Raw genomic sequence first — 10491 nt, forward strand, 5'->3', positions numbered from 1 at the left:
AATCCGGGGCTTGAGGCCGACGAGCTTGTGCGCTCGTGGTATTCCGAAGAACGCCGTCAGTTCTTGTCGTGGATCAGCCGGCGAGGTCACCCTCCCCTCACCCATGCAGCCAAGCTGGTCATGGCCGCCAAAAACCACTCCGAAGGATTCAGCGAGACATACAGGCCTGCTGATCGCGCGCTCGAACGGCTGTGAACGGACAAAGAAGACTGCATTGTCTACCCACAGCGCGACGTTCGTCTGAACCATAATTTGCTGCATTGCCAGTATTCGCGTCGCCCTGACCGCAACCTCTCCTATGCAAGCTTGGCCAGCAGACGCCCCGCGGCGCCATGCTCGGCAGCGAGATTCCGATTATACGCGAGCGGCATCCGCGGTGACTTCCACCGCAGGGCATCCATGATCCCCGCCAGATCCTCGCCGCTCGCGAACAGGTCCTGATTGAGCCCGATCCGTGTCGAATGGGCGCTGATTCCCTTCATCAGCCGCGTCAGATCCTCCGTGGTTAGATCAGGGAGTGCGCCATGATCGAACGCACGCTGGATGATCGACCGGAAGATCGGTCCGATCGACCCTGGATGCAGCGCCGCGGTTCCGATGTCATGCTCGACCCGTGCCGGCTGCGCCGGCCTGGACAGCGTTTTGCGCAAATCCCATTTCTCCCGGCTCGAGATGCTGTCGATCCGCCGTCCCTTGACGGCCGCCCGCGCCTTGTAGCGCCGAACCTGCACGCGCCGGAAGAGAGGCCCCGCGCCGATCCCGGCAGCCTCCGTCCAGGCCGCGATCGCTGCGACCGTGCGCGGGCTGAGAAAGGCGGTCGCCCCCTCCCCTTCCGGATCGCCCTTGCTGCGCAGAATCTTCAGCAGCCGGGCCTCGGGATCGATCGCCTCGACGATCTGCTCCATCGCAACCGCCACCAGCTCGGACGCGCGCAGGCCGGTGTCATAGGCGGTGGACAGCAGCGCGCGGTCCCGCAAGCCCGGCAGATCGTCCGGGCAGCTTTCGAGCAAGGCACGGACATTGAGTCCCCGTGCCTTGTCGCGCTCGACATCGCGCACCGGCCCTTTGAACCGCAGCGGCCGTGCCTGCTCCTGCGCCGTTCCCTTGTCCCGGCGCACCGCCGCCAGTCGGAGCTTGACCAGGGGAGCCGGCGTCGGATCCTTCAGATCGAGCAATTGGTGGACCTTGGCGATCGACGCCTTGTACCGGCTGAGCGATGCCGGCTTGCTCCCCTTCGCCGCGCGATCGTCAAGATAGTCGGCCACGGTTTCAGGCAGCGCCGGCAGCGCGATCCGATTGTGGCGCCGGCACCAGAGGTCGAACGCCTCGAGGTCGGACTTGAGCGCACGGATGCTGTGCGGCGACGAGGCGGCCTGATAGGCGGCGAGCAGCGCCTCGTTGACGACGATCGTCTCGCCGGCGCGCATGTTGACCACCGCCCACGACAGATCGTCGGCCGAGCCCGGCGCGACGACGCCGGTTTCGGCGGGAACCAGCGCCTTCTGATCGGTGGGTGCCTCAGGCTCCATGACCGCGATGCTTACCGCACCTTATAAGGAGGCGTCAATTCCGCTTATGTGATAACTGCAATTATCAAAGGTATATGCTGCAAAGCATCAGAGTGGTTGTATAGTAATCCTGCCTTCGTTATACATAGACTACATATGATTGTTTTTACTGGATTTTTTGGCCGTGTCTCATGCGTTTCCTGACTTCGAGACCACCGAACCGCCCTCGCTGGCGGATCTCGAGGCGCTGGGAACAGCCCAGGCGCATGCGGCCCTCGCGCTCGGTAAGCTCGATGCGGCGCTCGCCTGGTGCCCGCCCGACATCCATCCCATCCTCGCTTCGCGCCTCATCCGTGAGACGCTGATCTCGGCGCTCCGACAGGAAGGGCATCCATTCACCGACGCACGCTTCCATGCCTGGTTTGCTGGCCTTATACCCCTTTCCGACGAACCACTCCAGTTCGCACTTGCCCCCCGCGCGCTGACGACTACCCTGCTCGCGGAGATGACCCGCAGCCGCTGGACGCCGCTCGCCGACGCGGCGCTGGGGCTGGAAAAAGCCTGTCTGGCGCTGCGCGATCCCGACAGCGCTGCCGCCGTCGAAACCGCAAGGGCCGCGATCGACGAGGCCGCGACCCTGGTCGCGGCGCTCGAGCCGGCCCCCCTCCCCTTCACCGCTCTCGCCGCCCTCCACCGCGCCATCGGCCAGAGCCCGCGCTTCGCTCCCGCCGAGCGGACGACCGACACGATCGCGCTCGCGAACCGGCAAGTCGTGATCGAGCGCCCGCGCCCACCTTCCCCGCGCTGGGCGATCGAATGCGCCTTTAGTGCGCATCTCCAAGCCACCGGCGCCCATGGTGCGGCGCTGCCGCTGAACGGTCTGATCCGGCTCGACACGGTGCGCGCGGCCGACGTCGACGACAACCCGGCGCACGCCGCCATTGTTCAGGCCGAGGCGTTGCGCGATGTCCTGGAGCAGCTCTACAGCCTGGTCGCGAAAGCCCGCGACACGCGCCAGGCGCTGGCCGATCGCTACCGTGCGAAGCGGGCGAATTCGCGCGTGCCCCAGCTCTATGGCCTCCTCGCCGGCTTCGGTCCGCTGCGGTCGTCGCAGATCGAGGCGGTGCTGGGCGTCACCCGCCTTGGGGTCCGGAAAATGCTGGAGGCCTTGTCGGAAGCCGGCGACCTGGCCATCGAAACCGTTTCGGGCGTCAAGCTCTACTCGGTCACGCGCGGCAGACCGTCCGTTCCCCCCACCGCCCTGGCCGACGAACCGAGCCAGTTTTCCAGCGAGGCGATCGAGGACTATGATGCCGCCCTCGCCAAGATCGACGCCTTGCTGGCACGCTATGACGATCAGTCGGACGACCAGGCCTGAAAACCGGCAAAAATTTTGCCCCCGCAAATGCCCCTTACAGCGCCAAAACGGGCGTAGGCCAGCCCAGACTACGGCAGCGACCCCAAATCGCGCTGTACGGGCTTCTGAGGGCGATTTTGCCAACCGAGGCCGCCCGGCCCGCGATCATTCGTCATCTTTGCGCCGATGCGCTGTTCATCGAGCGATAGAAGCCATAATTGTCTTCAGGCCCCGCGGGGCGACCGAGCGGCTCGCCCCGCGCTTCCGCGCGCTGGGCAATGGACAGATAGGTTTGCAACAGCATCGGCAAATCGGGTTCCCAGCGGCGGCCCCGCCTGGGCCTGTCGATAGCCGCCTCGATATCGATTCCCTCGACCCTCGGCTGCGGGCGCCGGAAGAACCCCCTCCCCTCCTTCGCAAGCTCGCTCCGGCTGAGCGCGACAAAGCGCTCGAAGCGCCGCGCCGGTTGCGCTCCGCTGCTGTGCCGCAAGGCCAGCAACCGGATCCGCTCGCTCGAAAAATGAAAACGGTTCGCGACGATGGTCTCGACATAGCGCCTATACCGCTGCGGAGTGACGCCATCGTCGCCTTTGCGGAGAAATTCGATCACGGCCCGATTGTACGCGATCAGCCGCGCCGTCGGGCGCGCCGCGCGCACGATCTCGCGCGCGGCCGCCTCGAGGCGTCCCAGCATCGCCGCAAGGCTGCCCTCCCGGCGCGGCCAGTCCCATGCCGGCATCACCGACAAGGGCAGCTGATGCTCGTGACACCACCAGCTCGCGCTCCATATCCAGTCCTTGCGGATATAGAGCGGCCGCCCTTCGGCGATCAGCCCGGACCAGCAGCAAGCGCAGCCATAGCGGCGCAGGACCTGCGGCAACAGCCAATGCGCGGGACCGGCGGCAAAACCGTCCATCACGGCATCGCGATCGACATCCACCGCCCAGCCCAGCCCGGCCACGAGCCGGTCGAATGTCGCATGATGCCGCGCCGGCAGGCCGAGCTTACCCCTCGCGAGGTCATAATTTGCCAGATCGGAATCGACATCGAGATAGCGGAACAAGGTTCTCCGCGAGGTTTCGTGGCGGCGCACGATCCGGTCCAGCCACGAATCGAAACACTCCGCAGGCTGGGGGCGCACCCGGAAGGCGAGCGGCGTGCGCTCCTGCGCTTCCGGCTTCATAAGAGCCGGTAGGGCGGAAAACGCTTCAGCGCATTGTCGATATCGTCACGCGTAATGAGGCTGCGCCCGTCGCGTTTCGCAACCTTGGCCGACCAGTGCAGGATCCGCTTGAAATTGCCCGTGACACCATGGCTCGCAGCGCAAATCGGTTCGGCGAGATCGGGCTCGGCGAGCCGGTCCGGCTCGACAAGGCCCATGCCCCGCGCTAGCGCCCGGATCAGGCGCTGCGACGCCTCCCCCGGCTCCCACAGCGGCAGGCGCAGGATGATCGAGCGCGAGGCAAGTTCGACATCTTCGGAAAAAATATATTCGGCCACGTCGAGGCCCGCCACGACCAGCGGCACATTGCCGGCGCTCATCAAATAGCGGAAGGCATCGAGCGTATCGCGGCGCGCCTTGCCGCTGGCCGTCAGAATCACATGGACATTGTCCACCGCGACAAGCCGGGTGCCCTGCTTGCCCAGCAGATCGACGACCCTGAGGTCCGCCACCTTGTGGGTCGTGCTGGTGACCGGCCAGCCTTGCTGCCACAGCAAGGCGAGATTGATCTTGAGCGAGGTCGGGCTCGAAGGAATGACCGTCCTCAGCACGGGCTGATAGCGTGCGTCACCCCAATTCGGCGGCTCGGGAAAGTCCGCGGTTAGCCGCCGTTGCGCTTCGCGCAGGATCGAGGTCTTGCCCATGCCCGAATCGCCGACCAAGACGATACAGGTGGGCCGTTCCTCGGGATCGTCATGGGCGACGTCGACGATGGTCTCGACGGCATTGCGCGCTTCGTCAAAGGCGATCCAGAAGGGCAGCGATGGTGCTGGTTCCATCAGCCGATCCGGTCCCAATCTTCGCCGAGCTCGGCTGCGGGTTTCCAGATCACAGACTTGGCCGCCGACGTCTTGGGGCGCCGCAGATCGGCCGCGGTCGTTCCCTCCCCTTCGCGGCGCTTTGCCTGGCGCCGCGCCGCCTTCGTGCGAACGCGGGCGCGGTGTATTTCCTGATTGGCGGCGGCCACCGCCCGCGCCGTCGCCGCGCGGCCGCCATCGGCCTGATAGGCGCGGCCCAGCGCCCGCACCTCTGCCCTGGCGGCTTCCCAGTCCGCCTCCCAGACATCGGGATAGTCGCCGACAACCGGCAGTTCGACATAGCGGCCATCAAGGTCGGCGTAGATATGCTGGATCGTCCGCTCGTCCCAGCTGATCTCAAGCCTTTGGCCGATCCTGGCGGCAAGCATGGGGTGCCAGTAATGGCGATATTTGATCTGGACGCCCTTGCCATGGACCGTCAGCGACTTCGACGGCAGAAACTGGCGGAACAACTCGTCCGCATCGACCGACACGGGCAGCAGCGGGCTGTGCTTCGCCGCTTCGCGCTCCCACATCTGGGCCGGACACAGACCGCCCAGCGCGCTATGCGGCGCGTGATGATAGATCGCGATCTGGCACAGCAGCCAGCGCTCGAATTCCGCAAGCGTCATCGCCGCGTCCGCTTCGGCATCATAGCCGTCGCGCGCCGCCACGTTCGATCCGGTCGCACCCGGCAAAAGCCGCAGCTTTCCAACCATCGTGCCGATCAGCCGCTCGATATGCCCGCCAAGATGGGCCGGCCCGGGCCGCCGCACATCGGGGGCTATCCCGTTGCGGATACAGGCGCGCCTGAAAGCCTCTGAGCGATGCGGTTTCGCCTGATCGGCATGCAAGCGCCGGAAGAGGCCGTGCATCGGGTAGCCGACGTCGACGCCGAGGTGGGCAAGGATCGGCTCTTTGGGCAACACAGCGCTCGCAACCGCCCGTCCGCACCGGAATATCGAGGGGTCGCCGAAGCTGACATAGTAGCCAAGGATAGACCGGGTCCAGATTTCGATGAGGAAGGTGATCCACGGTCTGCCGAGCTGTTCGCGCCGCAGGCTATCGACCAGGATGACATCGCCCTTGGTATGATCCATCTGGACCAAGTCGAGAAATCCCTCGCTTGCATATTCGCCGGGGTGCGGTTCATGGGCGCTGCGCGTTTTCGATCCCATCGTCGCTTTTGCCCAAACACGGCTCGGAATCTCGGCCAGCAGCCGCTCGATCGTCTTCTCGCTCGGGATCAGATCGGCAGGAAACCGATGATCTCCGTTATCCGCGTGCAGCAGGCCCCAGATCTGCCGCGCCGCTTCCGCGCGCGATGGCGAGACCATCTTGAGCGCGATTTCGTCGATCAACGTCTCGATGGCGGCCCTCACCTCGGGATCGATCCTATGCGATCCGACAGCGGGTCCGCGCGGTTTTGGCGCCAGCGTTTCCGCGACCGGATGCAGCCGGAAGCGCGCGGCCAGTGCCCGTATCCGCCGCTCTTTAAGGCCGGTTGCCTCGGATATCGCCCGAACCTGAGCCGCCGTCACCGGGCCGGAAAGCGATATATGGCGCCTGAAATGCGGGTAGAGCGCCAATCCCGTCTCGAGCGATTTGAGGCTCTGCCGCGGCGCAGGAGACGGCTTGCGCTCAATCATGGATCGGGCTCCCCAACGATTTTTGCTGCCCGCGGAATGTAGCTTATTTTGTCCCCCGCCGCGACGCGCATATCGCCGGAGACAGAATTACTTGCAGAAAGTTCGATCTAATACATTGATTCTACGATACATTTCTGGAATGCACGCTATTCTGTCGGCTGACAACGGCTCGATGCGCTGCTGCCGACCCGCGATCCGATGGGCACCCTCCTTGAATGGCTGGCGGAACTGCGAACTGAGGAAATCGACTTTCTCGAAGGCGGCAGCGAGATGCTTCAAGTCGGTGGGTTCGCGGTCAGACGTTCGGCGCCGCGGGGGGCGGCTTGGGCTGCGTCGCTTGCGGCCGCCATGCGCCCACACTTGTTTGGGCTGGGCTCGGCGCCAATGGCGCTTGCTGGGATCATGCCGCGGGCTCTGTTCCGTGAACTTCACGAGGATCCCCTGCCCGTCCTATTACGTCGTGCGCTTCACGCTGCTGCTGAGAGTGCAGCCGCAGACCTCCGTGCCATGCAAAGGGCTCACCTGCAGGCTGAGGGAGCACTTTCAGGCCTCTACGCCTCGTCGACGGCTCCCCTGGCTTGGCGTCTTGTAGCCGGCATCGGACCTCTTACCCGTGCGGAGCTTGCCAGAGGCCTTGAGGTGACCAAGCGAACCGCGTCACAATCAGTTGCGGCTATGGTGACTGCCGGCATGGCCAGTCTTCGAACTTCGGATGGCGCAATCGTCCGAACGGACACGTGAACGTGTCATGGACCCCGGAATACTTCCCGGTAGCAAACGCCAATTCGATTTTGTGAGCTCGCTCTGCGGCGTAGCAGCTGCTCTACGAACTTTTTCGCCCTGCCCGGGTCAGCGAATGACAACTTACGTCGCTGTCCACGCGTTCCAATCCGGCCCCACGAGAATTCAACAATCGCAACACCGAACAGGTCTTGGCTCCGAGATATGGCATAGCGCCGTGCAACATTGAGATCGGGATTTTTGGCTTCGAGCCAAATGTGACACTCGTTCTGATCATGCTCTAACATACGGAGGAGTATGCGACAGCCGCCTGGAGCTAGGCCAATCGGAAGTTTGAATCACAGGTCTCTATAGTGATTCAAAGAATCGATCCTGAGGCTGTGACCGCCGCTCAGCTGCGGACGTCTGATTCTTATGGAATTTGCGCGTCTCTCGGGCGAGGTCATTCTCGAAGCGAGAGCGCGATCTTCCTTAATCTTGAATCAAATCAATAACAAATCCGCCGCAGGCGAAAACGTTAGGGGATTTAGATTCTAAGGTTAAGAGGTTACCTGCTCGCCATCAGCCTGCAAACTCCTGATTTCTCGCGAGTCGGGGTTGCTATGTCGAATCTGATAACACGATGTTCGGTTTCTGATAGCACGACCGCCAGATTCTAATAACACGTCATCTGATGCCCGATCACACGTTGGCCACCTCCCTGCCCTGTTGATAACTTTGAAAGCACGGCTCAGAGCGTGAGCCCATAGGATCAGTTAGCGTTCCGATTCACATATGGTGCGTCGATCCCAAACTTTCCGATCGCCATTTGCCCCGAGGCTGAAACGGACGTGTTTTCGGAAATCTGGTATCTCCGGCTGAACGTGTTTTCGGGAATGGCTTTTGGCGGCGTCCTTTTTCCTCCAGCTTGCCGGCTGACCCGTCGCGCTTCTTGGAAGCTGTGCCCGAAGTGGAGGCTTAGGCGATCTGCAAGCTGGTCCGACCTTTCCACGTTAGATGGCTGATTTCAGTCAAAGATGACCGGCTAAAGCACTCGCGGAGTGTTCAATGCTGGTCGCGTCCGTCAAGGTGGTGTAATTTCGGCTGTGGCCGTGGGCCATCGTCAGGCGGCTTTGGCGGTGATGTGTAGGGGCTGATTTTCCTCCTCGATCATGGGTTGGTTGAGTTCGGCCATGCCTTCGATCTGCATGTATCGGTGCTGGAGCTGCCACTCGTCGTTCTGCTCCATCAGCACAGCCCCGACGAGGCGGATGATGCTGTCTTCGTTCGGGAAGATTCCGACGACGTCGGCGCGGCGCTTGACCTCCTTGTTGAGCCGCTCGAGCGGATTGGTTGAGTGTAACTTCGTGCGGTGCTGGGTGGGGAAGCCGGTGTAGGCGAGCACGTCGGTTTCGGCCTCGTCCATGCAGGCGCCGAGCTTGGGCCAACGGGTGCGCAACTGGTCGGCGACCTGTCGCCAGACCTGCGTTGCGCTTTTCTGATCGGGCTGCAGGAAGACCTGGCGGATCGCGGCGGCGACGACAGTGTTCTGGCCCTTGGGCACATAGGACAGGGCATTGCGCATGAAGTGCACCCGGCAGCGCTGCCAGGTGGCGCCCATGACGCGGGTGATCGCGCCCTTGAGGCCCTCGTGAGCATCGGAGATGACCAGCTTCACGCCGGTAAGACCGCGCCGAACAAGGTCCTTCAGGAAGTCGGACCAGAAGACCTCCGCTTCCGAGGGGCCGATATGCAGGCCGACGATCTCGCGCCGGCCCTCGGTGTTGACGGCCATGGCGATTATTGCGGCAACGCTGATGATCCGCCCGCCTTCGCGTACCTTGAGATAGGTGGCATCGAGCCAGAGATACGGCCATTCGCCGGTGAGCGGGCGTTTCAGAAAGGCATGGACGCGCTCGTCAATGTCCTTGCAAAGCTTGGAGACGGTGGACTTGGAGATGCCGGTCATGCCCATGGCCTGGACGAGTTCATCGACCCGCCGGGTGCTGACCCCGCCGATCCACGCTTCCTGGATCACCGCAACCAGCGCTTTCTCGACCATCTTGCGGGGCTCAAGGAAGCCCGGAAAATAGGACCCAGCACGCAGCTTGGGGATTTTCAGGTTCAGCGTGCCTACCCGGGTATCCAGCGAACGGTCGCGATAGCCGTTGCGCCAGGTCGCGCGCTCGCTGCTGCGTTCGTGGCGACCCGCGCCGATCAGGCCATCAACGTCGGCCTCCATGATCAGCTGCAGCACGTTCTCGGCGATGGTGCGCAAAAAATCCGGTTGGCCGCCCTTTGCAGCCAGCTCTTCGATCAGTAATCTGTCCTCGGTCATCGGGAACTCCTCTTCGTCACGGTTGAAGTGTGCAAACTCCACCATAACGATGAACCCGGTGGCCACCAGCGACGCCGCATTCCGGGGTGGGGCATGCCCCACCCCGGAATACACCATCGCCTACACCGGAAATTACACCACGAGCGCGGACGCTAACTTCAATGCTGGTGCTCTTGGGTCTTGTCGGCAATTCTTTAGCAGGTGCCGAACAAAGACGTAGTTTTCTGATCGGGCGGGGTAAGTGGCGTGATTCCCGAAAACACGTTCGGTATCGGGCGTACATCATGAGACCGTTCTTATATTTCCGATCAATCGCGATGCTTGCCGCAGACTGTCACCGGTCTGAAGCTGGACGACGGCGCTACTAGCGCGCCGGGCGCACATAACCGGTCCCACAGACGGGCGCGACCTTCAAAAGCCCGGAAGCGTATGCTTGTTGCGCTCGTGGTGCTTCTTCATGAAGCCGTAGAACCGCTTCGAGTAGTTCCTTGGCAACTCATGGGGATTGCTGTTCAGAAAGGAATCGAATTGCCGCATCAGCACATCGAGATCCCAACCAGGACATTCAGAACGGATGGCCTGATAGATTTCGGGATCAAGAGTGTCCTGCGCGCCCCCTCCCCTCCGTCGTGACTGAGATTGGCTTGCGTTGCTGTCCAATGCGGCTGATGCATCGGCTTGATGTTCGGGGCGCAAGCTCGCACTCGTTGTTGCAAGGAGCTTGCGCACGAGGGCAGGATCAACGAATTCCGGCGGAGGGCTGACCTTGGCTGCCTTTTCGGGGGTTGCGGGCTGAATGCGCTGGGCTCTGCTCTCCGTGGTGACAGAGCCACTATCCTCGATTTTTCCAGAAGGTTTTTCGAGATGGCGACGCATCACCATCTTCAGCTTTGGACGCGG

7 protein-coding genes and 2 pseudogenes are annotated in these 10491 nt (G+C 62.8%); 2 read left to right on the forward strand and 7 right to left on the reverse strand.

Features of this window, described 5'->3' with window-relative positions; all coding sequences use genetic code 11:
• Positions 1 to 195 (forward strand): annotated as a pseudogene (locus B7Y43_RS19305) (hypothetical protein); the annotation flags it as partial.
• Positions 196 to 296: 101 nt separating this feature from the next.
• Here B7Y43_RS19305 and B7Y43_RS19310 read toward each other — a convergent pair.
• Complete coding sequence (locus tag B7Y43_RS19310; protein ID WP_374133309.1) at positions 297 to 1529, reverse strand: site-specific integrase; 1233 nt, start codon at positions 1527 to 1529, stop codon at positions 297 to 299.
• 139 nt (positions 1530 to 1668) lie between these two features.
• Here B7Y43_RS19310 and B7Y43_RS19315 point away from each other — a divergent pair, with 139 nt between their 5' ends.
• On the forward strand, positions 1669 to 2886 hold the full coding sequence (locus B7Y43_RS19315) for a hypothetical protein (RefSeq protein ID WP_374133310.1): 1218 nt from the start codon (positions 1669 to 1671) through the stop codon (positions 2884 to 2886).
• A 151-nt stretch (positions 2887 to 3037) separates the two neighbouring features.
• On the opposite strand, the gene B7Y43_RS19320 is transcribed toward B7Y43_RS19315, so the two are convergent.
• The 6 genes and pseudogenes from B7Y43_RS19320 to B7Y43_RS19345 all read right to left on the reverse strand — a co-directional run.
• Positions 3038 to 4048: a TniQ family protein gene (locus tag B7Y43_RS19320; RefSeq protein WP_374133311.1), complete on the reverse strand. Its 1011-nt coding sequence runs from the start codon at positions 4046 to 4048 to the stop codon at positions 3038 to 3040.
• Positions 4045 to 4866 (reverse strand): TniB family NTP-binding protein, encoded by an 822-nt coding sequence (locus B7Y43_RS19325; RefSeq protein ID WP_374133312.1) that lies wholly within the window; start codon positions 4864 to 4866, stop codon positions 4045 to 4047. Before B7Y43_RS19325 ends, B7Y43_RS19320 begins: the two co-directional genes overlap by 4 nt.
• Positions 4866 to 6533, reverse strand: a complete 1668-nt coding sequence (locus tag B7Y43_RS19330; RefSeq protein ID WP_374133313.1) for a Mu transposase C-terminal domain-containing protein — start codon at positions 6531 to 6533, stop codon at positions 4866 to 4868. Before B7Y43_RS19330 ends, B7Y43_RS19325 begins: the two co-directional genes overlap by 1 nt.
• Before the next feature lie 746 nt (positions 6534 to 7279).
• The gene (locus B7Y43_RS19335) at positions 7280 to 7561 is read right to left on the reverse strand and encodes a WGR domain-containing protein (protein WP_082396445.1); all 282 of its coding nucleotides are present in this window, start codon (positions 7559 to 7561) and stop codon (positions 7280 to 7282) included.
• Positions 7562 to 8376: 815 nt separating this feature from the next.
• Complete coding sequence (locus B7Y43_RS19340) at positions 8377 to 9591, reverse strand: IS256-like element ISSpma2 family transposase (RefSeq protein WP_006954973.1); 1215 nt, start codon at positions 9589 to 9591, stop codon at positions 8377 to 8379.
• Between the two features lie 411 nt (positions 9592 to 10002).
• Positions 10003 to 10491, reverse strand: a pseudogene (locus B7Y43_RS19345) (replication protein A); the annotation flags it as partial.

The sequence above is a fragment of the Sphingomonas sp. 28-62-20 genome, from assembly GCF_002281505.1.

Bases quoted from the DNA above. Each gene is read 5' to 3' on its own strand.
- B7Y43_RS19310 (WP_374133309.1), bottom strand. From the start codon at position 1,529: ATGGAGCCTGAGGCACCCACCGATCAGAAGGCGCTGGTTCCCGCCGAA.
- B7Y43_RS19320 (WP_374133311.1), bottom strand. From the start codon at position 4,048: ATGAAGCCGGAAGCGCAGGAGCGCACGCCGCTCGCCTTCCGGGTGCGC.
- B7Y43_RS19325 (WP_374133312.1), bottom strand. From the start codon at position 4,866: ATGGAACCAGCACCATCGCTGCCCTTCTGGATCGCCTTTGACGAAGCG.
- B7Y43_RS19330 (WP_374133313.1), bottom strand. From the start codon at position 6,533: ATGATTGAGCGCAAGCCGTCTCCTGCGCCGCGGCAGAGCCTCAAATCG.
- B7Y43_RS19335 (WP_082396445.1), bottom strand. From the start codon at position 7,561: ATGTTAGAGCATGATCAGAACGAGTGTCACATTTGGCTCGAAGCCAAA.
- B7Y43_RS19340 (WP_006954973.1), bottom strand. From the start codon at position 9,591: ATGACCGAGGACAGATTACTGATCGAAGAGCTGGCTGCAAAGGGCGGC.